23 protein-coding genes are annotated in these 22,927 nt (G+C 40.4%); 3 read left to right on the top strand and 20 right to left on the bottom strand.

All coding sequences use genetic code 11. The features are described from left to right. Positions 1-133: 133 nt before the first annotated feature. From ptsP to acnA, 5 genes are all read right to left on the bottom strand, one after another. Entirely contained in the window at positions 134-1,867 is a 1,734-nt protein-coding gene (gene ptsP, locus K6969_RS04275) for a phosphoenolpyruvate--protein phosphotransferase (protein WP_029173463.1), read from the bottom strand. Positions 1,868-1,871: 4 nt separating this feature from the next. Continuing rightward, the gene (locus K6969_RS04270) at positions 1,872-2,135 is read right to left on the bottom strand and encodes a phosphocarrier protein HPr (RefSeq protein WP_024378446.1); all 264 of its coding nucleotides are present in this window, start codon (positions 2,133-2,135) and stop codon (positions 1,872-1,874) included. A 141-nt stretch (positions 2,136-2,276) separates the two neighbouring features. Beyond that, positions 2,277-3,470 carry an NADP-dependent isocitrate dehydrogenase gene (icd, locus tag K6969_RS04265; protein WP_029173464.1) on the bottom strand — a complete coding sequence of 398 codons (1,194 nt, stop codon included), beginning with the start codon at positions 3,468-3,470 and terminating at the stop codon, positions 2,277-2,279. A 2-nt stretch (positions 3,471-3,472) separates the two neighbouring features. Continuing rightward, positions 3,473-4,591 carry a citrate synthase gene (locus tag K6969_RS04260; protein ID WP_171942578.1) on the bottom strand — a complete coding sequence of 373 codons (1,119 nt, stop codon included), beginning with the start codon at positions 4,589-4,591 and terminating at the stop codon, positions 3,473-3,475. Then, complete coding sequence (acnA, locus tag K6969_RS04255; protein ID WP_171942577.1) at positions 4,588-7,257, bottom strand: aconitate hydratase AcnA; 2,670 nt, start codon at positions 7,255-7,257, stop codon at positions 4,588-4,590. The genes K6969_RS04260 and acnA overlap by 4 nt, the downstream gene beginning before the upstream one ends. 362 nt (positions 7,258-7,619) lie before the next feature. Here acnA and nrdH point away from each other — a divergent pair, with 362 nt between their 5' ends. From nrdH to nrdF, 3 genes are all read left to right on the top strand, one after another. Beyond that, on the top strand, positions 7,620-7,838 hold the full coding sequence (nrdH, locus tag K6969_RS04250; protein WP_029173467.1) for a glutaredoxin-like protein NrdH: 219 nt from the start codon (positions 7,620-7,622) through the stop codon (positions 7,836-7,838). A 32-nt stretch (positions 7,839-7,870) separates the two neighbouring features. Beyond that, positions 7,871-10,030 carry a class 1b ribonucleoside-diphosphate reductase subunit alpha gene (nrdE, locus tag K6969_RS04245; RefSeq protein ID WP_171942576.1) on the top strand — a complete coding sequence of 720 codons (2,160 nt, stop codon included), beginning with the start codon at positions 7,871-7,873 and terminating at the stop codon, positions 10,028-10,030. A 738-nt stretch (positions 10,031-10,768) separates the two neighbouring features. Continuing rightward, entirely contained in the window at positions 10,769-11,728 is a 960-nt protein-coding gene (nrdF, locus tag K6969_RS04240; RefSeq protein WP_024378442.1) for a class 1b ribonucleoside-diphosphate reductase subunit beta, read from the top strand. A gap of 33 nt (positions 11,729-11,761) precedes the next feature. Here nrdF and K6969_RS04235 read toward each other — a convergent pair whose 3' ends face one another. From K6969_RS04235 to K6969_RS04165, 15 genes are all read right to left on the bottom strand, one after another. Beyond that, a complete protein-coding gene (locus K6969_RS04235; protein WP_029173470.1) occupies positions 11,762-12,436 on the bottom strand; it encodes a CPBP family intramembrane glutamic endopeptidase in 675 nt (224 codons plus the stop codon). 9 nt (positions 12,437-12,445) lie between these two features. After that, on the bottom strand, positions 12,446-12,763 hold the full coding sequence (locus K6969_RS04230; protein WP_029173471.1) for a hypothetical protein: 318 nt from the start codon (positions 12,761-12,763) through the stop codon (positions 12,446-12,448). 9 nt (positions 12,764-12,772) lie between these two features. Next, positions 12,773-13,456: a CPBP family intramembrane glutamic endopeptidase gene (locus K6969_RS04225; protein WP_171942575.1), complete on the bottom strand. Its 684-nt coding sequence runs from the start codon at positions 13,454-13,456 to the stop codon at positions 12,773-12,775. A gap of 25 nt (positions 13,457-13,481) precedes the next feature. Then, positions 13,482-13,667 carry a hypothetical protein gene (locus K6969_RS04220; RefSeq protein ID WP_029173473.1) on the bottom strand — a complete coding sequence of 62 codons (186 nt, stop codon included), beginning with the start codon at positions 13,665-13,667 and terminating at the stop codon, positions 13,482-13,484. A 20-nt stretch (positions 13,668-13,687) separates the two neighbouring features. After that, a complete protein-coding gene (locus K6969_RS04215) occupies positions 13,688-14,197 on the bottom strand; it encodes a DUF3278 domain-containing protein (RefSeq protein ID WP_029173474.1) in 510 nt (169 codons plus the stop codon). A 19-nt stretch (positions 14,198-14,216) separates the two neighbouring features. Continuing rightward, the gene (locus K6969_RS04210) at positions 14,217-14,975 is read right to left on the bottom strand and encodes a DUF3169 family protein (protein WP_029173475.1); all 759 of its coding nucleotides are present in this window, start codon (positions 14,973-14,975) and stop codon (positions 14,217-14,219) included. Continuing rightward, the gene (locus K6969_RS04205) at positions 14,972-15,187 is read right to left on the bottom strand and encodes a helix-turn-helix transcriptional regulator (protein ID WP_004299042.1); all 216 of its coding nucleotides are present in this window, start codon (positions 15,185-15,187) and stop codon (positions 14,972-14,974) included. Before K6969_RS04205 ends, K6969_RS04210 begins: the two co-directional genes overlap by 4 nt. A 12-nt stretch (positions 15,188-15,199) precedes the next feature. Further along, the gene (locus K6969_RS04200; protein ID WP_029173476.1) at positions 15,200-15,754 is read right to left on the bottom strand and encodes a DUF3267 domain-containing protein; all 555 of its coding nucleotides are present in this window, start codon (positions 15,752-15,754) and stop codon (positions 15,200-15,202) included. Between the two features lie 140 nt (positions 15,755-15,894). Continuing rightward, complete coding sequence (locus tag K6969_RS04195; RefSeq protein ID WP_024379659.1) at positions 15,895-16,110, bottom strand: hypothetical protein; 216 nt, start codon at positions 16,108-16,110, stop codon at positions 15,895-15,897. 208 nt (positions 16,111-16,318) lie between these two features. Then, positions 16,319-16,771 carry a cytidine deaminase family protein gene (locus tag K6969_RS04190; RefSeq protein WP_029173477.1) on the bottom strand — a complete coding sequence of 151 codons (453 nt, stop codon included), beginning with the start codon at positions 16,769-16,771 and terminating at the stop codon, positions 16,319-16,321. Between the two features lie 74 nt (positions 16,772-16,845). Beyond that, positions 16,846-19,464, bottom strand: coding sequence for an alanine--tRNA ligase (gene alaS / locus K6969_RS04185; RefSeq protein ID WP_321537473.1), 2,619 nt, complete (start codon positions 19,462-19,464; stop codon positions 16,846-16,848). A gap of 207 nt (positions 19,465-19,671) precedes the next feature. Beyond that, positions 19,672-20,157 carry an LURP-one-related/scramblase family protein gene (locus K6969_RS04180; RefSeq protein ID WP_171942573.1) on the bottom strand — a complete coding sequence of 162 codons (486 nt, stop codon included), beginning with the start codon at positions 20,155-20,157 and terminating at the stop codon, positions 19,672-19,674. A gap of 360 nt (positions 20,158-20,517) precedes the next feature. Beyond that, positions 20,518-21,519 (bottom strand): peptidylprolyl isomerase PrsA, encoded by a 1,002-nt coding sequence (gene prsA / locus K6969_RS04175; protein ID WP_044689579.1) that lies wholly within the window; start codon positions 21,517-21,519, stop codon positions 20,518-20,520. Positions 21,520-21,582: 63 nt separating this feature from the next. After that, positions 21,583-22,302: an O-methyltransferase gene (locus tag K6969_RS04170; RefSeq protein WP_171942572.1), complete on the bottom strand. Its 720-nt coding sequence runs from the start codon at positions 22,300-22,302 to the stop codon at positions 21,583-21,585. A gap of 74 nt (positions 22,303-22,376) precedes the next feature. Further along, positions 22,377-22,925: a DUF6630 family protein gene (locus K6969_RS04165; protein ID WP_171942571.1), complete on the bottom strand. Its 549-nt coding sequence runs from the start codon at positions 22,923-22,925 to the stop codon at positions 22,377-22,379. Positions 22,926-22,927 lie beyond the last annotated feature (2 nt).

Here is a 22,927-nt window from a genome sequence, read left to right as displayed (position 1 = left end):
AATTTTCTAAAAATTAATTTCAATCTTCAAAGTATTTTAAGCCGTATATCTCAAAAAATATATAGTACTCAATGCTGGAGCATACAAAAAAAAGTTTGAAGTAGTTTATCTACTCCAAACTTTAAATTTCTTATTAATCGAAATCAACATACTCTTTTTGAAGTTCAAGAACTTCTTCTGCCGTTGCACATTCTGTCAAGGCACGGTGAGCATATTCTTCCATCTTAGCTGTATCAAGTTTCTTCATAAGGCTACGTGTACGAAGTACAGATGTTGCACTCATAGAGAACTCATCCAAGCCCATACCTACAAGAAGTGGAACAGCTTGTTGATCACCAGCCATCTCACCACACATACCAGCCCATTTACCTTCTGCGTGCGCAGCCTTGATAACATTGTTGATCAAGCGAAGGATTGATGGGTTATATGGTTGGTAGAGGTATGACACTTGTTCGTTCATACGGTCAGCAGCCATTGTGTACTGGATAAGGTCGTTTGTACCGATTGAGAAGAAGTCAACTTCTTTGGCAAATTGGTCTGCAAGCATTGCTGCTGCAGGGATTTCAATCATGATACCAACTTGGATATCATCCGCAACTGCTACACCTTCTGCCAACAAGTTGGCTTTTTCTTCTTCAAGGATTGCTTTTGCTGCACGGAATTCTGTCAACAAGGCAACCATTGGGAACATGATACGAAGTTTACCATGTACTGATGAGCGAAGAAGGGCACGCAACTGAGTACGGAACATTTGGTTACCAGTCTCAGAGATAGAGATACGAAGGGCACGGAAACCAAGGAATGGGTTCATTTCGTGTGGAAGATCGAAGTAAGGAAGTTCCTTATCACCACCGATATCCATTGTACGAACCACAACTGGCTTGCCATTCATACCTTCAAGAACAGCCTTGTAAGCTTCGTATTGCTCATCTTCAGTTGGGAAGTCTTGTGAGTCCATGTACAAGAACTCAGTACGGTAAAGACCAACAGCTTCTGCACCGTTATCATTTACACCTTCAACGTCTTTTGGTGTACCGATGTTTGCTGCCAATTCAAAGTGTTTGCCATCAGCTGTAACTGTTTGAGCATCTTTCAAAAGTGCCCACTCAGCTTTTTGTTTTGCATAAGCTTCACCAGCCGCTTTAAATTCTGCAATCACTTCTTCAGAAGGGTTGATAACCACTTCACCTGTGATACCGTTAACAGCGAGTACATCGCCATCTTTAACGATTTCAGTAATGTTATTTGTCCCCAAAACAGCAGCAATTTCAAGTGTACGAGCCATGATAGCTGAGTGGCTTGTACGACCACCGATGTTTGTTACAAAGGCTTTTACAAACTGTTTGTTCAATTGTGCTGTATCTGAAGGTGTCAAGTCATGTGCGATAACGATTGACTCTTCATCAATTGTCGCAGGGTTTGGCAAACGAACGCCAAGCAAGTGAGCTAGGACACGTTTTGCAACGTCGCGGATATCTGCTGCACGCTCTTGCATGTATGGGTTATCTTCCATACCTTCAAAAATAGCGATGAACATATCCGTTACTTCTTTCAAACCAGTCTCAGCGTTTGTTTTCTTAGCACGAATAGTTTCCTTAATTTGACCAATCATTTCTGGGTCAGCAAGAACCATCAAGTGTGCATCAAATACGGCTGCGGCCTCTTCACCTAGGCTAGCTACTGCGTTCTCACGAATAAGAGAAAGCTCGTTTTGAGATGCTGCAAGAGCTGCATCCAAACGAGCTTCTTCTGCATTTGTATCTTCAACTGTAACAGTTTCGAAGGACAAATCTGGCTGAACGAGTAGATATGCCTTAGCAACGGCAACACCATCAGATGCTGCGATTCCTTTAAGCATTTCTGTCATATTCTTATGCCAATCCTTCTTTTTCCATTGTTTCAGTGATAGCTGCGATTGCGTCGTCAGCATCAGCACCTTCAGCAGAGATTGTTACGTCAGCACCTTGACCAACACCAAGACTCATAACACCCATGATAGATTTAAGGTTAACTGATTTATCTTTGTAGTTCAAAGTGATGTCTGAAGCGAATTTGCTAGCAGTTTGAACAAGCAAAGTTGCTGGACGAGCGTGGATACCTGTTTCTGCCACAATGTGGAAGTCTTTTGAAGCCATATTTGGATTCTCCTTTATTTTTACAAAATTGTGAGTTATTTGTGATAACCCTTACAAAAGACATTATACCACTTTTTGAAATCATTTTCAAGATTTTTTTACCTTTCTTTCATGTTTCCGTCATAAAAAGAGAGGTTCATTTTACTTTTTCTTCATTATAGAATCTATTAGAATTTCTGAAAATTGACTAGTAGATTGATGAGCAACGTCCAAAATTTTAGCAAAATCAAGCGTAACATTTTTATTTATAAAAGCATCTTCCAAGGCCTGTATAATTAAAGCAGCTGCTTCTTTCCAGCCTATATATTCCAACATCATACAAGCCGAAAGCAAGAGGGAACATGGATTAGCCAAATCCTTTCCTGCAATATCGGGAGCAGTTCCATGTGTCGCTTCAAAGATAGCATGACCTGTCTGATAATTAATGTTAGCACCCGGTGAGATGCCTATTCCTCCGACCTGAGCCGCAAGAGCATCTGATACATAATCTCCATTGAGATTTGTAAGAGCAACCACCTGGAAGTTTTCCGGCGCCAATAAAATCTGCTGCAGAAAGTTATCCGCAATAATGTCATTTACTACCAAAGTCCCCTCTGCAAGTTCTGTAGCAAATTCTTCTTTCGCCAATTCATAACCCCACTTGCGGAAACCGCCTTCTGTAAACTTTTGAATATTTCCCTTATGAACTAAGGTCACTATCTTCAATTGATGTTCTAGGGCATATTCTATTGCAGAGCGAATGAGACGTTTACTCCCTTCTTCCGAAATCGGTTTGATACCAATACTTGAAGATTCTGGAAAACGGATATTTACCACTCCCATTTCTTCTTGTAAAAAGGAAATGACTTTGGCAACTTCATCTGAACCAGCCTCCCATTCAATACCTGCATAAATATCTTCTGTATTTTCACGAAAAATAGTAATATCCGTCTTTTCAGGCTCTTTCAGCGGACTTGGCACTCCCTTAAAATAGCGAATTGGACGCACACAGGCATACAAATCTAATTCTTGACGAAGTGCAACATTAAGAGAACGATGACCTTTCCCAATCGGCGTCCCCAAGGGACCTTTGATTGCAACTAAATGCTTACGGATTATTGCTAATGTCTCATTCGGCAAAGAAGTTCCTATTAATTCATAAGCCTTTTCTCCTGCCAAAACCTCCCTCCACTGAATAGAACGTTGACCTGCATAGGCTTTTTTCACTGCAGCATCAATAACTTTTTGACTGACTGACCAAATATCCCTGCCAATACCATCTCCTTCAATATAGGGAATAACGGGACAATCTGGGACAATTAACCGCCCCTCTCTCATCAGGATTTTTTCTGCCATATTTACCTCTTTCCAATCGGGATGTAAACCAAATTCCTACCGCCTAAGTAGGAAGAGCGCGGACGAATCAATTTATTATTTTTCCGTTGTTCCTGGACATGTGCAATCCACCCCGCCATACGGCTCATTGCAAAAATCAATGTAAAAATATCACTATCAATACCTAGCACATGGTAAACTGTCGCCGAATAAAAATCTACGTTTGGAATTAAACCTTTTTTGTTTTTAATAAAGCTCTCTACTTCCTCTGACAATCTATAAAACGCTTCATCGTCTGTTCCGAATGTCAAATCACGCGCCATCTCCTTCAAATACTCTTGACGAGGATCAACCGTTTTATAGACTCGATGGCCAAATCCCATAATTTTTTCCTTCGAATCCAGCTTCTTCTGCAAATATCTCTCGGTATCACCACTCTCGCGAATAGCCAGCAACATGTCAAACACTCGTTCATTTGCACCACCATGCAATGAGCCTTTCAGAGTCCCAATTGCCGTGGTAACACAAGAATATAAATCCGTTAACGTTGATGCCGTGACACGCGCAGCAAAAGTAGACGCATTCAATTCATGATCAGCATGAAGCACCAAAGCTTTGTTAAATGCTTTGATTTGCAAATCACTCGGCTCCTCACCATTCAGCATATAAAGAAAATTCGCCGCAAAACCCAGATCAGACCGCAGTTCAATTGGAACCAATCCACGTCTCAAACGAGCAAATGTTGCAATAATCGTCGGAACCTTGGCCATAATCTGAATAGATTGTTCATACAAAGCTTCTAACGAATTCTCTTCAGCGTGTACATTATATACTCCAAGGAGAGATACTGTCGAACGCAACACGCTCATAGGATGCAAATGTCGCCGTGATTGAATCAGAATACATTGCTCTACCGCATCTGAAATCGCATATTCTTTTCGCAGGCTTTTCTCAAAATAATTTAATTCAATCTGAGTTGGCAAATGCAGGTTCCACAGAAGATAGATGACTTCCTCAAAAGAAGCGTTATTCTCCATCAATTCAGCAATGTCATACCCTGCATAGGACAAGCGGTCATTTTCAATTGCACTGATTCGCGTATCACAGGCAATCGCATCTTTTAACCCATTCGTTTCTGTCATACCTTTCCTCCTAGTTTCTTTCTTACTACCATAGGTAAAATACCTCCGTGGCGATAATAACGAATATCCGCTTCTGCATCAAACCGCACCAGAGCTTGAAACTCCTTTGTAACATCGTCTGTTTGCGCATGGACTGTTACAATTTGACCAACACCGACATCTTCTGGCAAGTCGATTGTATAGCTTTCATGTCCAGTCAAGCCAAGACTTTCTGCCGACTGACCTTCTAAAAATTGTAACGGAAGAACACCCATCATCACTAAGTTTGAACGGTGAATCCGCTCAAATGACTCAGCAAGAACGGCCTTCACACCAAGTAAACTTGAACCTTTGGCTGCCCAATCACGGCTTGACCCCATCCCATAGTCTTTACCAGCAATAACAATACTACCGACACCAGCTTCCTTATATCTCATGGCTGCATCATAGATTGGAAGAATCTCATCGCCAACTCTTGTCCAACCACCAATTTTTCCAGCTGCCAGCTCATTCTTTATACGAATATTTGCAAAAGTCCCACGCATCATGACTTCGTGATTTCCACGACGACTTCCATAAGAATTAAAATCCTTATAAACAATGCCATTCTCTTCGAGATAACGAGCGGCTGGACTCAATCGTGCAATATTCCCTGCCGGAGAAATATGATCTGTCGTTACGGTATCGCCAAATTTAGCCAAAACAGATAAATTTTCCAGTGGTTTTATGGATAAATCTGCCTGGATATTGTCAAAATAGGGAGGATTTTGAATATAGGTTGAAGATGAATTCCAATTGTAATTCTTCTCTGTCTTTGTTTCAATCGCATTCCAAGCCTGACTATCTGTAAATACCTGTTGGTATTCTTCCTTATAAAGGTCACGAGTCACATAACGCTCAATGTAGTCATCTACCTCCTCGCGACTTGGCATAATGTCCGCAAGGTAGACAGCTTGTTGCTTCTCATCATACCCCAGCGGATCCCTTGTTAAATCTACATTCATATTTCCCGCAATAGCATAGGCAACAACAAGCGGTGGGCTCGCTAAGAAATTAGCTTTTACCAATGGATTAATCCGTCCTTCAAAGTTACGATTTCCAGACAATACCGCAGAAACCAATAAATCTTCTTCCTTAATCGCATCCGCTACTTCAGGACGCAGATCACCTGAGTTACCGATACAAGTTGTACAACCATAACCAACCAAATTGAACCCTAAGGCATCTAGATAGGTCTGCAAACCTGATTTTTTTAAATAGCCAGTCACTACTTTTGAGCCTGGTGCCAATGACGTCTTGACCGTCTTAGAAACTGCCAAACCTTTTTCTACCGCATTTTTTGCCAGTAATCCTGCCGCCAAAAGGACATACGGATTGGAGGTATTTGTACACGAGGTAATCGCCGCAATAGCAACATGACCTGTTTGAATTTGCTCATCTCCTTCAACATACTTAACCGTGGCTGTTTTATCTAACTCTGCTTCCTCCAAACCAAATCCACGCACACCTACTTCACGTATTAAACTAGCCTGAAACTCTGCTTTTGCATCTGTTAATTCTATCAAATCCTGTGGTCTTTTAGGACCAGAAATAGATGGGACTACTGTTGATAAATCCAATTCTAAAACCTTGCTATAAGACGGAAAACGTTCAGCATCATAGAATAAATAATTAGCCTTAGCATAGGCTTCTGTCAACTCTACGTGCTCCTCCGAACGGTTGGTCAATCTCATATAATGTAAAGTTTCTCCATCAATCGGGAAATAGCCACAGGTCGCACCGTATTCTGGAGCCATATTGGAAACAGTTGCTCGATCCGCTAATGTAAGAGAAGCTAAACCTGGTCCAAAAAATTCGACAAACTTCCCAACTACATTTTCCTGACGTAGAAGTTGAGTGACCTTAAGCGCCAAATCCGTTGCAGTGGCAACCTTAGGCAATTGCCCAGCTAGGCGAACACCAATCACCTCAGGAACGGGAAAATAGGATGCTTCACCCAACATTGCAGCTTCCGCCTCAATGCCACCTACACCCCAACCAAGTACACCAATACCGTTAATCATGGTCGTATGACTGTCTGTACCAAACATAGAATCTGGATAAAGCAAGCCATCGTTGTTGATAATAACATCGCTTAGAAATTCAATGTTTACCTGATGGATAATTCCTGTTGCTGGAGGCACAGCGCGATAATTTTCAAAGGAATTCTCTGCCCATTTCAGAAATTCATAGCGCTCATTATTTCTTTCGAACTCTAAGGCAATATTTTTCTCCAGAGCATCTTCAGTCCCAAAAAAATCAACTTGAACAGAGTGGTCGATGACTAAATCCACTGGAATTTCCGGGTTAATCAATTCAGGTTTTCCACCTGCTTTCACCACCGCATCACGCATGGAGGCTAAATCTACCACAACAGGAACACCTGTAAAATCTTGCAAAATAACACGACTAGGTTTAAAAGGAATTTCTCCTTTAGGAGATGCAGCCTGATAATGAAGCAACTCCATTATGTGATTTTTTGTAACATCTATACCATCTTCTTTTCTTAAAAGACTCTCTAATAAAATACGAATAGTATAGGGAAGTGATTGAATATCCATTTTTTCTTCCATTGAAATCGAATCCAATGCATAATATGAATATTCTTTCCCTTTATGAAACAAGCGTTTTCTATGTGATTTTTCCATATTTTATAACCTCTTTCGGCATTATTGAATAGTATAGCACAAAAGGTAATATATATTCAATACATGTATAACTATAAATGTTATATTTTGTAACATCATATATTTCCTTAAAAATATTACGACATTTGTAAAAAAGCTGATTTATACTTTACCGAGAGATTGTTAGGGTTATCAAACTAAATAGAAACAGCTATGTAAACGCTATTTTCGACTTAGCAGCATTGGACGGATGTACAATATATGGTGTCTTATAAAAATATTGTGCACTATATTTTGTGATTTTAAATAAACTTCCTTCTTGACTTTGACCCCAAAATCTAGTATCCTAGATTGGTGAATTTAATCAATAAAGGAGAAATAGAATGGTTACTATTTATTCGAAAAACGATTGTGTACAATGCAAGATGAGCAAGAAATTTCTTGACCAACACAATGTAGCCTATACTGAAATCAACTTAGACGAACAACCAGAATACATCGAACATGTGAAAAGCCTTGGTTTCTCAGCCGCACCTGTTATCGAAACTGCAAATGATGTTTTCTCAGGTTTTCAACCAGGAAAACTAAAAGCCTTGGTTTAACTCCCTACTGTTTATAGAAAGAGATTGCGACTATGAGTTTGAAAGAATTAGGCGATGTGTCCTACTTCCGTTTGAATAACGAAATCAACCGTCCTGTCAACGGACAAATCCCTCTCCACAAGGACAAAGAGGCTGTCAAGGCTTTCTTCAAGGAAAATGTCCTTCCAAATACCAAGCAATTTGATAGTATTTTAGACAAGATTGCTTATCTATTAGAAGAAAATTACCTCGAAAAAGAGTTTTTGGACCAATACAATCCAGAATTTATCATCAAAATTGATCAATTCTTGAAAGACCAAAATTTCCGCTTCAAGTCTTTCATGGCAGCCTACAAGTTTTACAACCAGTATGCCCTCAAAACCAACGACGGTGCCTACTACTTGGAAAGCATGGAAGACCGTGTTCTCTTCAACGCCTTGTATTTTGCTGAGGGCGACGAAGAATTAGCCTTGAATTTGGCCAACGAAATGATTCATTTGCGTTACCAGCCTGCTACTCCTTCCTTCCTCAACGCAGGCCGTGCCCGTCGTGGTGAGTTGGTGTCTTGTTTCCTCATCCAGGTCACAGACGATATGAACTCTATTGGACGTTCTATCAACTCTGCTCTGCAATTGTCCCGTATCGGTGGTGGTGTCGGTATCTCCCTCAGCAACTTGCGTGAGGCAGGTGCACCAATCAAGGGCTACGAGGGAGCAGCATCTGGTGTCGTTCCTGTTATGAAACTCTTCGAAGACAGCTTCTCCTATTCTAACCAGCTTGGGCAACGCCAAGGGGCTGGTGTCGTTTATCTTGATGTTTTCCACCCAGATATTATTTCCTTCCTTTCGACTAAGAAAGAAAATGCCGATGAGAAAGTTCGTGTGAAGACCTTATCACTCGGTATCACCGTTCCTGATAAATTCTACGAATTGGCCCGTAAAAATGAAGACATGTACCTCTTCAGCCCTTACTCTGTGGAATTAGAGTACGGTGTCCCTTACAGCTACCTTGACATCACAGAAAAATACGACGAGTTGGTAGCAAACCCACGCATTCGTAAGACAAAAATCAAGGCACGTGACTTGGAAACAGAAATATCCAAACTCCAACAAGAGTCTGGATATCCATACGTTATCAACATCGATACAGCCAACCGTAGCAACCCTGTTGACGGCAAGATTATCATGTCAAACCTCTGTTCAGAAATTCTTCAAGTACAAACTCCAAGCGTCATCAATGATTCTCAGGAATACTTGACTATGGGAACAGACGTGTCATGTAACCTTGGTTCGACCAACATCGTCAACTTGATGAAATCGCCTGATTTTGGACGTTCTGTTCGTACAATGACACGCGCTTTGACCTATGTGACGGACCACTCGCACATTTCTGCAGTACCGTCTATCGAAGCTGGTAACGAGCAAGCTCATTCTATCGGTCTTGGTGCCATGGGACTTCACTCTTATCTAGCCCAAAACTTAATCGATTACGGATCAAAAACAGCCGTAGAATTTACCAACATCTACTTCATGCTCCTCAACTACTGGACTTTGGTAGAATCAAACAACATTGCCCGCGAACGCAAGGCTACTTTCCATAACTTTGAAAAATCAAAATACGCAGACGGCACTTATTTCGATAAATACGTGACTGGTAATTACCAACCACAATCTGACCGTGTCAAAGAACTCTTTGAAGGTATTTTCATTCCAAGTGGACAAGATTGGGCGGAGCTTCGTGAAAAAGTAATGGCAGATGGTCTCTATCATCAAAACCGTCTAGCTGTTGCACCAAACGGTTCTATCAGCTACATCAACGACGTTTCTGCTTCAATTCACCCAATCACACAACGGATTGAAGAACGCCAAGAGAAGAAAATCGGTAAAATCTACTATCCAGCAGCTGGTTTGGCAACTGAAACTATTCCATTCTACAAGTCTGCCTACGATATGGATATGCGCAAGGTTATCGATGTCTATGCTGCCGCAACAGAGCACGTTGACCAAGGTTTGTCCCTCACCCTTTTCCTCCGCAGTGAGCTTCCAAAAGAACTCTACGAATGGAAAACAGAGAACAAACAAACTACCCGTGACCTCTCTATCCTCCGTAACTACGCCTTCAACAAAGGTATCAAGTCTATCTACTACGTCCGCACCTTTACCGATGACGGCGAAGAAGTCGGCGCAAACCAATGTGAAAGTTGTGTAATTTAAGACACTAACATTCATTGATGCTAAAGCATCTAATGAATGAACGAGTCTGGGCAAAAAGTCCAGCACCACCTTTCAATATTAGTGTCAATATCTCAACGCAGTGGTTGATTGGCAGATTTGTTCGTGTTTAACACTCCAAATCTGGCCTAATCAACTGTGCGGGGGCGGGAAGACGAACTCTTTTTTGAATGGTCGAGTTCTTTCCGCTCCCTAAGTGGCTTACTACCTCGAAAAGTCGTTAAGTTCGAACGACTTTTCTCAGGTCGTAACTTTCACAAGATTAGCTGTTGGCAAGCCAACTAGCTAATCTACGCCAACCGCTATAAGCGGATTGGCTAGCTACCTTACTAACTTCGAAACTGAAGAAATATCGTCTTCAGTTTCTACGTGTCGTAAGATGTGAGGGCGTTTCAACAGTCTGGAGGACTGTTGAAAGTTGGAAATGAGAAAATAGGAAATACCGCAGAGATGTCTTGCATCTCAAAGGGATTTATCTTTTTTGCCAAGTCCTTAGCCCGAACTCGATTTCGACGTAACAAGTTTAGCTGTTGATAAATCAACTAGCTAATCTACGCTAACCGCTATAAGCGGATTAGCTAGCTACCTTACGACACTGTCGTTCACGATGTGAAGCAACTAATAAGCAATCGATTAAAATCCCTTTTAGGGGATTTTTTTACAGGCTACTATCTATTTGTGATATAATATTTGAAGTATAAGAAAAAGAAAGAGAATATGATGGAAACCTACTACAAAGCCATAAACTGGAACGCCATTGAGGATGTTATCGACAAGTCAACTTGGGAAAAGTTGACCGAGCAATTCTGGCTCGATACACGTATCCCATTATCAAACGACTTGGATGACTGGCGTAAACTTACTGCTGAAGAAAAAGACCTGGTTGGTAAGGTCTTTGGTGGATTGACCCTCTTGGATACCCTTCAATCTGAAACAGGTGTCCAAGCTCTTCGCAACGATATTCGTACACCGCACGAAGAAGCTGTTTACAACAACATCCAATTCATGGAGTCTGTTCACGCCAAATCCTACTCTTCTATCTTCTCAACCTTGAATACCAAGTCTGAGATTGAAGAAATTTTTGAGTGGACTAACAGCAACGAATACTTGCAACGCAAGGCAAAGATTATCAACGAAATCTACGAAACAGGTACTCCTCTTGAGAAGAAAGTTGCCAGTGTTTTCCTAGAAACCTTCCTCTTCTACTCTGGTTTCTTCACGCCACTCTACTACCTTGGTAACAACAAGCTGGCCAACGTTGCAGAAATCATCAAGCTGATCATCCGTGACGAGTCTGTGCACGGTACCTACATCGGTTACAAGTTCCAGCTTGGTTTCAATGAATTGTCCGAGGAAGAACAAGATAAACTCCGCGACTGGATGTACGACCTTCTCTACCAACTTTACGAAAATGAAGAAGGCTACACACGCTCCCTCTATGACGCAGTCGGCTGGACTGAGGAAGTCTTGACTTTCCTTCGTTACAATGCCAACAAGGCTCTCATGAACTTGGGACAGGATCCACTCTTCCCAGATTCAGCAGATGATGTAAACCCAATCATCATGAACGGTATTTCAACCGGTACATCTAACCACGACTTCTTCTCCCAAGTCGGTAACGGCTATCTTCTTGGTGAAGTGGAAGCTATGCAGGACGATGATTATCTTTACGGTTTATAATCAAAAAAGCAGTTCAATCCGAGCTGCTTTTTTTTATACTAAAAATACAATCATCAAATAAGAAATACCGTTGTTGAGCATATGTAGCGCAATCGGATAACGAATATCACATCTAATCAGATAGAGCCATCCTAGATTGAGTCCCATTGTGAAATAAATCAAAAATTGGGGAAGAGTTGCTGGCATATGGACCAGACTAAATAAAGACCCCGTTACAACAAGATAGATTCCAACAGCCTTCATGCCTGCCATTTTAGGGAAGAAATAGGTCGCTAAAAATCCACGGAAAATCAATTCTTCTAAAATTGGAGCAAAAACCACTACTGAGCTAAATGCAATCAAGGGATAAGCTGATACGAATTCAATCACCAGCTTCTGATTTTCACTTTCTGGGACTGGTACAATAAATTGGAAGATAAAAAATGCAATATAGAGTAATATCGGCCATTGAATCTTATGGAACCATAAAGCTGTCACACGATAGTCAACAGAATGACGTGGATAGATATACTTCCATAACAAAATAATGAGCGCAATGGAGAGAACAAGACCAATTATCGCACAAATCCAAATTGTACTGTCAATCAACTGGGCAGGTATGTCTTGTATGCTTTGTAAAGTTGGTCCTACCATTAGAAAACCAGATGTAATCTGATAGGCAACAAAGTATAGAAATAGTAATGCGACGTGTTTGATAAATTTCAACATATTCCCTCCCTAAAAGCTCAAGTCAACAATATTATCGACTCGTACCAACTTGGTTTCAAGCTCCCCATTCGCTAATTCACGAGAAATTTTAACCCATTCCTCATCAACTGCCAAAATGGTGTATTCATAAGCAATAGAAAATTCCTCATCAAAGCGGATTTTGGCTTTACTTCCGACCAATTCTTTCAATAAAACTGACATCTGATTTTCTCCTTTTGTAGTTTTCTGCAACTTTTTTACCCTAGCTTGCAACTGCTTCACTTTTTTCCTATCTGATAGAGAATTGAAAAATAGAAATCCTACTAGAATCCATAAGAAAAAGTCCATATTTTCCTCCTATATCAAGCCCAGACTTTGCATCAGTAGCATCAACAAAAATCCGATAAGATTATTGAGACTGTGTAGAATAAGTGCATTGGTATATTTGCCAGAAATACGATAGGCGAGTCCCAGGACCAGACCTCCATAGACAACCCAAGATCCGATATTGGTCGGATTGTGAATAAGTCCAAACAGAAAACTCGATAGCAATAATCCTACAATCGAATCCTTACCAAAGACTTTACCCATGAGAATGCCACGGAAAATTAATTCTTCAAGAACTGGAGCAAAAAGTACAGCAAAGAGAAACAAAACTAAGGTTGGTAAGCCTGAATTGTTGATGATTTCCTGATTGGCAGTCGTTTGACCGTATCCCTCTTCCAGCATAATCAATTGCCCACCAATTATTTTCAAACCAAACATGACGATAAAAGCGAGGACTACAAAACCAATATTCGCACCCATCCCCCATTTCTGCTCACCTTTCCACAGACCTAATTTACCAGTCAAGATAAGACCAAGCAATACAGCAAGCAATATGAGCGCTGCAGCAATCAGTAGGTTAGTCCCATCAAAATTTGGTAGGGTAAACACAGCCATCTGGGTCAATACATTTAGTGCAACGACAGCCAGTCCCACAAAGAGAAATTTCCAATTTTTAACTACATTCCAATCTTTGACACTTCCAAGTCTATTCATAGCAATCTCCTTCACATACACTAAGTCAGTTTTCATTACTTTCTTTTTCGATCAATAGCAGAGCAGGCAAGCCCAAAACCATCGGCAGAAGAATATTCAGAGTTGAGATATCAATTTGACCAGTAGCCAGCCATTCTCCGAAAACATAGCCAAATGCATAGAGAACGAGACCGATAAATGAAGCAAGATAAATTTTCTTAAAGACTTTCATTGTTGATACCTCCATTTACATTAAATGAATGTGATTCTCTTACGATTGGCAAAGTAGAAGCTAACAAATCCTACTAAGGTCAGAAGGACAACGGTCATGGGCGTGACAAACTGGAAATACTCCGCTGCAGATGTTCCACTTTCCTGTAGAATTTGTGACTGCCAGAGGCAGATACTGACTAGCAAACTCAAAACGGCAATCTGTAAGGTTTGATACAGAGTTCGTTTCATCATTTTCTTCCGAGCCATTTTTACATCAGCCTTGGCAACCACCAATTTATCCAGACCCAACTGTTTGATAATGGCGTCCTGTTTGAATTGAGAATAAACCAGTGTCAAGAAAAGGCTGATCCCCATGACATCTTCTCCCAGCGCAAAGCTAACTAGGAAGCTTAGCAGTGTCACTGTCATAAAGAGCATATACATATTGTTGCCGAAATTGGTCAAGGCCGCATAAGACACCTCGTCTAACTCACCAACGATATCATAGAAATAACGAATTGCTCGAATGTGTAGATTATCCTTTTTCATAACTATCATCTCTTTTTCTCTATTTAAAATATTTCCGTATCATTTGTACATTAAGAATATTGATGTAAATGTGAAGAAAAGCAACAACTAGAAAGGCTGTAATTTGTCGCTCTTGCAATAGCATGCTAAGTACAAATAGGAATAGATACAAACCTGGTAACACGATTTGATTTAAAGTGAAGACGATTTGGAAACTCATTTCGTAGTTAGCTTGTTTTTCTCCCTCATCCATGGCCTCCATAAAATCCTTCACCTCTTTTACCGTAGCAAATACAGACAACTTATATTCACGAATTTTCTGAGTTAATTTCATGATAAAAATCTGAGAAATGAGAAGAATGACATAGAAAACTGCATCAAATATTGACCCGTACATGAGTGCCCCCTTTTCTAAGAAGGTAACTCCAAAACCTAATCCTAAATTTAAAAGAGTCAATGACGCAGCAACATTGAAAGATATGTTCGCGTATTCTAGGTTACGAAACATTTTCATATATGTCTCATCAACACGTTCTTCATCCTCATCTGAAATAGAATGGTAAAGTTTATGAGTTTGATTAGCCTTAAGAATAAAATATACGGTTCCAGCGAAAATGACAAAAGTAATGATACGCAAACAAAATAGAAAGTTATCTAGATTGACAAAAGGCGGTAATCCAAACTTAGAAATCAATACTCCAAAAAAGCCATAAAATGCACCGAAAATTGCTCCTAAAAACAAATAGGTAAGATTCCTCATCCATCTTTGTTTTGTCGTTAATTGTTTTCCCTGTTTCATTCTTCTACCTCCACTAATTGAAAGACATTCTCTACATTTTCGTTAAAAATCTGTGCAATCCGCATGGCAATGACCACAGAGGGTGTGTATTCTCCCCGCTCAATCAAGCTAATGGTCTGCCGTGATACTTCTGCTAACTTGGCCAGCTCTGTCTGGTTGAGGCTATCCCGTGCCCGCAACTCCTTGAGCCGATTTTTTAAGACATATTCCATAAATTTTCCTTTCTAAGCTTGGTAGATTATCAAGCTCTTTTCTGTTACAGCTACTTCTACCGCCACCTCTTTGAATTTTGCCATCAGTAAATATGTATAATAGAAATCACCAATACAAGCCACTGAATGCATGGTTGCTAGAATCTGATAAGCCCCTTTATCAAGCCAACCAAACATTGCAGATGCTGTCAAGCCCAAACTAATCAGAACGAAGGGGGCAAGGGCAATTACAACTGTTTGGAAACGATTATAAAGGGAGTTGGGACTGATTGCATAAGCCGTTCCTGTTTTCCATTTAATTCCATATTTGACAGGATTTTTGGGACAAAAAATTTTAAAAAACAGTCCATGAATCCATTCATGCATGATAATAAGCAATAGAAAAACAAATAGTGCTTCTATAAATTGCATCTCATTCATAACATTTTGAAACTCAACTTTTGAAGCTATGAATCCAAATAGCCAATAGAACGGAAACACTAATAAAACTGTAGTTACGTATAACCTTGCTGCCAACTGTTTATCACTTCTAACATCTACTTCATATAATTTCTTTTTATTTTCCATTTTTCTTCTCCTTCTATTTCACCTAGCTCAAACTCAATAAACCTAGAGCAACTCCAATCAGTAAGCCGATAATAATTGACCCTGTAATCATAATCGCTGCCATATCTGCTGAAATGTACCGTTTCATGGTCTCTCTCCTTCTACTTATTTCCTTTTTTCTCCATTTGTAAACTTGCTTCGATACAAGCAATTGAAGCAATTAGAGTAGTCATTAGAGCTGTATCCATATCGCTCCATCCCAGCAAATCAGAAAGGAGAATGTAAGCCAATAATAGAATGGACCCTATTTCGACTGCACGCGCAACGGTTGTTCCTGTAATCAAAATTCCTTTTTTATTGCTATTTATCTTTTTCATTGTTATACCCCAACTTTCTTTTTTTCTTGTCTGATGAATTCGTTTTTATCTCCTTATCTTGATATCATTGTAACACTTCTTTTTCTTTTTGACAAGTATCTTTGTCAAAAAAATAATAATTTTTGTCAAAAAGTTTATGAATGTTGTCAAATTGACTAGAATGCCATACAAAAAACTCTTCTACCCAAAGGATAAAAGAGTTCATTTGTTATTCCAAGTGATCCACACCAGCTTGCATTCTTTCTTCACCCCACCAGTAAGGCATGAGTTCGCCTAATGTGATGGTTTCTCGTTTGTCAAAATCAACCATGATTTCTGTCTGTGCATTCTCAGCCGACAGTTGCATCAAAAATTCACGACAAGCTCCGCAAGGCATTCCCGAACCCTCTCCAGAGGGAGCTTGATTTCGAAAGGCAATAATGCGTTTTATCGTCATCTGCCCACTATCCTGAAACATATTAAAGGCAGCTGCTCTCTCTGCACAAAGATGAAATACACCTGCTGTTGCCTCAAAGCAATAACCGGTGTAAATTTGTCCATCTTCTGCCTCAATTGCAGCAACGACATGGTTTGAATAAATGAAAGGCGAAACATAATGCGGAGCATAATGGACTTTTGCCTGATTATACAACTCTTGCCAAATATCACTTACACGTTCCATTATTGTTCCTCATTCCAATTTTGAAAGATATCCCCTTGCTAGTTGCTTTAACAAAGGGATATACACTGACTATATTATAAGTTTTCAGCAACACTGTTCAAGAGGTTTTGGATAGCAGAGGCATCGCTACCACCTGCCATGGCCATGTCTGGCTTACCACCACCACGACCTGCTACGATTGGCGCAAGGACTTTGATGAGTTTTCCTGCATGAACATCGCTTGACTTACTTGCCACAAGGACATTGACCTTGTCACCGATAACCGCAACCAACACCAAGACATCAGAGTAGTCTTTTTGCTTCCAATTGTCAGCGAAGGTACGGAGGGCACCTGCATCTGAAACTTGGACTTGGCTGGCAATGTAGCGAATGCCGTTAGCATCTTTGACATCTTTGAAGACATCACCAGCAGCGGCTGCCGCTGCTTTTTCTTTCAGAGCTGCATTTTCTTTTTGCAGGTCACGAACTTGCTGAGCAAGACTTTCAACCTTGTTTGGCACTTCCTTGATCTGCGGTGACTTGATGGTTACCGCTACTTCTTTGAGGGCATCTTCTTGGTCACGATAGGCAAGGAAGGCTTCACGGCCTGTTACCGCAATGATACGGCGAGTACCTGAACCGATACCTTCTTCTTTCAAAATCTTGAAGATACCGATTTCAGCGGTGTTGCCAACGTGGGTACCACCACAGAGTTCGACAGAATAGTCACCGATAGTAACAACGCGGACTTCTTTACCGTATTTTTCACCGAAGAGGGCCATAGCACCCATTTCCTTAGCTGTGTCAATATCAGTTTCAACCGTTACAACTGGAATGGCATTCCAAATTTGCTCATTGACTTCTTCTTCAATACGACGAAGTTCTTCCGCAGTAACTGCCTCAAAATGCGTAAAGTCAAAGCGGAGGAAGTCTTGCTCGTTCAAGGAACCAGCCTGTGTTGCATGCTCGCCGATAATATTGTGAAGAGCTGCATGGAGCAAGTGAGTTGCTGTGTGGTTCTTCTCAACACCCTTACGGCGTTTTGTTTCGATTTCAAGTGTGTAGGTTTGACCAACTGAAATACTTGCGGACAGTTCTACGGTATGCAATGGCTGACCATTCGGTGCTTTCTGCACATCGATGACAGTCGCAACAATGTCTCCAGCAGCATTTTTCACAAAACCATGGTCTGCAACCTGACCACCCATTTCTGCATAGAATGGTGTTTGGTCAAAGACAAGGAGGGCTTGACCTTCTGAGACTGCTTCTGTACGCGCATTATCAGCCACAATGACAGATAAGCTTGCTTCAAGAGCTGTTTGGCCGTAAACAAAGGTCGACTCTTCTGTGATAGCAGCCAGGGTTTCATTTTGCATACCCATTGAACCACCTTTGACAACTGAGGCACGGGCACGGTCTTGTTGCTCTTTCATAGCCGCTTCAAAACCAGCAATATCAAGGGTCATTCCACGGTGCTCAGCCAATTCTTCTGTCAATTCTACTTGGAAACCATAGGTATCATAGAGTTTGAAAATGTCACGACCATCAATCTCAGACTTACCTTCTGCTGCCAATTTATCCATCAATTGCTCAGCAAATTGTGAACCTGTATGGATAGTACGAGCAAATGACTCTCCTTCACTCTTAACAATCTTTTCAATGAAGGCACGTTTTTCAAGTATTTCTGGATAGTAGCTTTCCATGATATTGCCAACTGTCTCCACCAATTTGTACAAGAATGGCTCTGTAATGCCCAAACGTTGACCATGCATAGAAGCACGACGGAGAAGACGACGAAGGACATAACCACGACCTTCATTTCCAGGAAGGGCACCGTCACCAATGGCAAAAGAAAGGGCACGGATATGGTCTGCAATAACCTTGAAGCTCATGTTGTCGCCATCTGGATCGTAGGTCTTACCAGAAATCTTCTCTACTTCACGAATGATTGGCAAGAAGAGGTCCGTTTCAAAGTTGGTCTTAGCCCCTTGGAAAATAGCCGCCAAACGCTCTAAACCTGCACCCGTATCAATGTTTTTGTTAGGCAATTCCTTGTATTCAGAACGCGGAACAGCTGGGTCTGCGTTGAACTGGGACAATACGATATTCCAAATCTCGATGTAACGGTCATTTTCAATATCTTCTTCCAAGAGACGGATACCAATGTTTTCAGGGTCAAAGTCAGTACCACGGTCAAAGAAAATCTCCGTATCTGGACCAGAAGGACCTGCACCGATTTCCCAGAAGTTATCTTCAAGCGGAATCAAGTGGCTTGGCTCAACACCAAGAGCAATCCAACGATTGTATGAATCCACATCATCAGGATAGTAGGTCATATAGAGCTTGTCTTTTGGAAAGGCAAACCACTCTGGGCTTGTCAAGAGCTCAAAACCCCACTCGATCGCTTCGTCACGGAAGTAATCACCAATCGAGAAGTTACCAAGCATTTCAAACATGGTGTGGTGGCGGGCTGTCTTACCAACGTTTTCAATATCGTTGGTACGGATGGATTTTTGGGCATTTGTAATCCGTGGGTTATCTGGAATGACAGAGCCATCGAAGTATTTTTTTAGAGTTGCCACACCAGAATTAATCCACAAAAGAGTTGGATCGTTAACAGGGACTAGATTTGCTGAAGGCTCAACAAAGTGACCCTTTGATTTCCAGAAATCCAACCACATTTGACGAATTTGAGCAGAAGATAAATTTTTCATAAACTAAGATACCAAGCCCGATTAGAAGGCGACTGAAAAATAGGAAACTGACAGGAAATCTTGATTTCCTAGGCAGTTTATCTTTTTTCCGAGCCTTCCGGGCGGGTTCAATTTAACGAAACAGTTAAATTAAACATTTCCTTTCATAAGTGATGGTTAGGCGGGTTCAATTTAACGGAACAGTTAAACTGAATGATTATTTCACGATTAATTCGATGCATCTTCCATCATTTCGATGTAGTCAATTGCGACCACTAAGGAAATGACCAAATCTGCATAGGAGTCCTCCAATACAGTAACGGAGTAATGAGACGTTAAATGAAAGAGTTCTTTGGAGATTTCAGCTACGAGCATACCATCTAGCCTTTTCAAGCGAAAATCCAAATCCCAGATATTTCCGTCTAGGATTAAACCTAGATTTTCCACAGTATAGCGATCCTTGAAAAAAGTAAATTCCTTTTGCACGTAGAAAGAATGCCCATCTGCCATCTCAATCATGAATTGAGGAAGAAAGGTCAAAATTTTCTTGGTAATCTGACAAACTGCTTCTCCTCTGGAATTGGTCACAGTAAATCGTTTTGGAATTTCAAGGAACGAGCCTTGCACTTGATAAGCAAGATCTCCAAAACTATCACGGATATCAAATTTTTCACCACCAAAGGTAAAGCGCTGTTTCACTTGAAATTGCTTCATGATAACCTCCAAAAAAATAACAAGAAATCAAACGAAGGGCGAAAAACCGCGGTACCACCTTCATTCAATGACTTGTCATTCTCATTTCATAACCTATGTTCACAAGTGAAGCACTCGTATATAAGAGATAGCATGTCGCTAATCAAAGCAGTTTTTAAGGTAATACGACTGTATTTTGAAAAAACTAACGATGAGTAGCTGAAAAACTAGACTTAGATAGAAGTACTAAACTATGAATACAGGTTCTCATATTCAATTGTTCTATTAAGTAGCAAGATACTTGGCCTAGATGGCTCGCAACAACCGCCAATTTTCTGAACTAAGTAATCAAGTATCTATTCTTAATAGGTAAAACGTCAATTATTGACCTGAAGAACTAGAAGATTCTGTTGTAGAAGAAGAGCTTTCGGTCGACGAAGAGCTACTTTCCGTTGATGAAGAACTGCTTTCTTCTGTTGTCACATATTGTGAAAGAAGATTTTGGAAAGCACTGTCTTTAACCTTAACGTTTGCTTTTTGGAGTGCTTCTTTCAGCACAGTAGCAACAAATGTTGAATCACTTTGTTTTTGCGCCAAAATAATCTCTTTCAACTTATCTTTGTAGTCTTCCCAGTTGGCAGATTTTTCTGACTTCGCTTCCAATTTTACAACATAGTAGCTAGTTGTATAAGTTGTCATATCTACTACTGAAATAACGGATGCCCCTACTTGGCCTGCATCCAAAGCAAAGACCGCGTTTTGAACTTCTGTAGGAACAGTTGTTGAAGTTGAATCGAATTGTACTTCGCCTCCATTGTCTTTTGTAGCAGTATCCGTAGAATTGTCTTTCGCCAATTGAGCAAAATCTGCACCTTCAGCTTGTGCTGCAGCTAAAACTTCATTTGCCTTAGCTTCGTCTGTCAATTTGATGACACGTGCTGTTACTTCTGGGGTATAGGCATCATAAGCTGCCTTGTAGTTCTCATCAGTCAATTCCTTCTCAGCGGCCTGTTTTACAGCATACTCAACTAATTTATTAGTACGGATTTGTTCTTTGTAAGTTTCTTGAGTCAAGCCAGCTGAAGAAAGAGCTGTTGCAAATGAATCACCATATTGCTCTGCCATTTTGTCATAAGCCTCATCGACTTCTTTTGCAGTCACTTTGTCACCATACTGGTCTTCAAATACATTACTAATAATCATTGACAATAGAACTTGTTGAGCTTGAGAGTTTGTTTTTACCTTCTCATAAAACTCAGACACAGTAATCGTATTGCCTTTCATCGTAATGATATCTTTATCAGCTGCATTGGAACAAGCAGCGAGCGTTACCGCAGCAAAGAGTGTTACTGCACCCGCGAGAATTTTTTTAGTTTGCTTCATTTAAAGTCTCTCTCCTTTTTTTTCGTTAACCCTTTCATTATAACACAAAAGCTTAAAAACTTCTTAAATTTCTGTATGTTTTAAGTCAACATTTTCCCTATTTTTCCTCAACATAAGGAGACCGTCACTCATGGAAACAAGACTAGCAGTCACATCTGGATTATCCAAAGTCGCATCGAATAAACGTTGCAATCCCTTATAAATAGTGCGCTGCCCTCTTCTGACATCCTTGATGTCTTTGGCAACATCTCCTCCTTGGAAGATGTCATCCAAAATGATTAGACCGCCTACTTTGACCTTTTTCAAGACTTCTGGTAAAAATACAATATATTTTGATTTAGCAGAATCCATGAAAACAAAATCATATACGTCATTTGGTAAAGTCGGAAGAATGTCCATGGCTTCCCCTTCCAGCAATTCAATCTGCTGGCGCTGATCATATTTGGCAAAGTTTTCCTTTGCAAAGCCAATCATTTCTTCATTTCGATCAATCGTTGTAATCTTCGAATACGGGCTATTGTCAGCCATCAGTAACGCAGAAAAGCCAATAGCAGTTCCAATTTCTAAAATACGTTTAGGTTGGAGTGTCTGCATCAGCAAGCGGAAATAAGCAACCGTTTCATGAGGGATAACTGGAATATTTTCTTGACGAGCAAACTCTTCCAGTTCTTTCAAAAAACCTGTATTTTGCGCCTGACGTGTTCGCATAAAATCCACAATTTCTTCCTTGACAACCGGACGGCGCATATTGTGATTTGCGTTTTTACTATATGATTCGACCATAGAGTCCATTATATCATAAGCCGACAAGATTTTCTTCCTCAACGCGCTAAAAGGTAGGTTTCCCCACCTTTTCTTTACATATTTTTGGCGTAATCAATTTGATACCCTAAATTTCCAGCTAGTTCTTGAAGTCGAACAAAAGTCTCTTGCTTACTGAAAAAGAGATAGTAACTATCCGTGTCCATATCTACTGCCCCTAGACAAAAGTTTTCATCAAGATATTTGCTATCAACAACTCTTGCCCATTCTGAAATAGAGGCAGCTGGATTTAATCCATCTGAATCCAATTTGAGAGAAATCCCTGCATTGCGGACTTGATGAAGACGGTCAAAAAAGTAGATAAAATCTTCAAGATTATCCTTATAATCACGCACACAAATATAATTAAAATGCTCTAGTAATTTTATCAAGATTAACCAAAGATTTTCCTTTTCAGACTCCCCAACACGGTCCAAGAAATCATCGAATGAATCTGGTTCTAAGATGCGTTCAATAGAGTCTAGAATCTGATTCGGATCACTAGCAAAAACCACATCCCTAAGTTGAAGAAATAGCTCCCTGTCACCATTTGACATGAGGTCTGCCAGTTCAAAAATGTCCTGTAGTTGTTCTTCCGTTAACATAA

Source organism: Streptococcus suis (assembly GCF_019856455.1).
GTDB lineage: Bacteria > Bacillota > Bacilli > Lactobacillales > Streptococcaceae > Streptococcus > Streptococcus suis_AE.
The sequence above is the reverse complement of the archived record's forward strand: the minus strand, read 5'-3'. Positions and strand labels throughout refer to the sequence as shown.

Bases quoted from the DNA above. Each gene is read 5' to 3' on its own strand.
- ptsP (WP_029173463.1), bottom strand. From the start codon at position 1,867: ATGACAGAAATGCTTAAAGGAATCGCAGCATCTGATGGTGTTGCCGTT.
- K6969_RS04270 (WP_024378446.1), bottom strand. From the start codon at position 2,135: ATGGCTTCAAAAGACTTCCACATTGTGGCAGAAACAGGTATCCACGCT.
- icd (WP_029173464.1), bottom strand. From the start codon at position 3,470: ATGGCAGAAAAAATCCTGATGAGAGAGGGGCGGTTAATTGTCCCAGAT.
- K6969_RS04260 (WP_171942578.1), bottom strand. From the start codon at position 4,591: ATGACAGAAACGAATGGGTTAAAAGATGCGATTGCCTGTGATACGCGA.
- acnA (WP_171942577.1), bottom strand. From the start codon at position 7,257: ATGGAAAAATCACATAGAAAACGCTTGTTTCATAAAGGGAAAGAATAT.
- nrdH (WP_029173467.1), top strand. From the start codon at position 7,620: ATGGTTACTATTTATTCGAAAAACGATTGTGTACAATGCAAGATGAGC.
- nrdE (WP_171942576.1), top strand. From the start codon at position 7,871: ATGAGTTTGAAAGAATTAGGCGATGTGTCCTACTTCCGTTTGAATAAC.
- nrdF (WP_024378442.1), top strand. From the start codon at position 10,769: ATGGAAACCTACTACAAAGCCATAAACTGGAACGCCATTGAGGATGTT.
- K6969_RS04235 (WP_029173470.1), bottom strand. From the start codon at position 12,436: ATGTTGAAATTTATCAAACACGTCGCATTACTATTTCTATACTTTGTT.
- K6969_RS04230 (WP_029173471.1), bottom strand. From the start codon at position 12,763: ATGGACTTTTTCTTATGGATTCTAGTAGGATTTCTATTTTTCAATTCT.
- K6969_RS04225 (WP_171942575.1), bottom strand. From the start codon at position 13,456: ATGAATAGACTTGGAAGTGTCAAAGATTGGAATGTAGTTAAAAATTGG.
- K6969_RS04220 (WP_029173473.1), bottom strand. From the start codon at position 13,667: ATGAAAGTCTTTAAGAAAATTTATCTTGCTTCATTTATCGGTCTCGTT.
- K6969_RS04215 (WP_029173474.1), bottom strand. From the start codon at position 14,197: ATGAAAAAGGATAATCTACACATTCGAGCAATTCGTTATTTCTATGAT.
- K6969_RS04210 (WP_029173475.1), bottom strand. From the start codon at position 14,975: ATGAAACAGGGAAAACAATTAACGACAAAACAAAGATGGATGAGGAAT.
- K6969_RS04205 (WP_004299042.1), bottom strand. From the start codon at position 15,187: ATGGAATATGTCTTAAAAAATCGGCTCAAGGAGTTGCGGGCACGGGAT.
- K6969_RS04200 (WP_029173476.1), bottom strand. From the start codon at position 15,754: ATGGAAAATAAAAAGAAATTATATGAAGTAGATGTTAGAAGTGATAAA.
- K6969_RS04195 (WP_024379659.1), bottom strand. From the start codon at position 16,110: ATGAAAAAGATAAATAGCAATAAAAAAGGAATTTTGATTACAGGAACA.
- K6969_RS04190 (WP_029173477.1), bottom strand. From the start codon at position 16,771: ATGGAACGTGTAAGTGATATTTGGCAAGAGTTGTATAATCAGGCAAAA.
- alaS (WP_321537473.1), bottom strand. From the start codon at position 19,464: ATGAAAAATTTATCTTCTGCTCAAATTCGTCAAATGTGGTTGGATTTC.
- K6969_RS04180 (WP_171942573.1), bottom strand. From the start codon at position 20,157: ATGAAGCAATTTCAAGTGAAACAGCGCTTTACCTTTGGTGGTGAAAAA.
- prsA (WP_044689579.1), bottom strand. From the start codon at position 21,519: ATGAAGCAAACTAAAAAAATTCTCGCGGGTGCAGTAACACTCTTTGCT.
- K6969_RS04170 (WP_171942572.1), bottom strand. From the start codon at position 22,302: ATGGTCGAATCATATAGTAAAAACGCAAATCACAATATGCGCCGTCCG.
- K6969_RS04165 (WP_171942571.1), bottom strand. From the start codon at position 22,925: ATGTTAACGGAAGAACAACTACAGGACATTTTTGAACTGGCAGACCTC.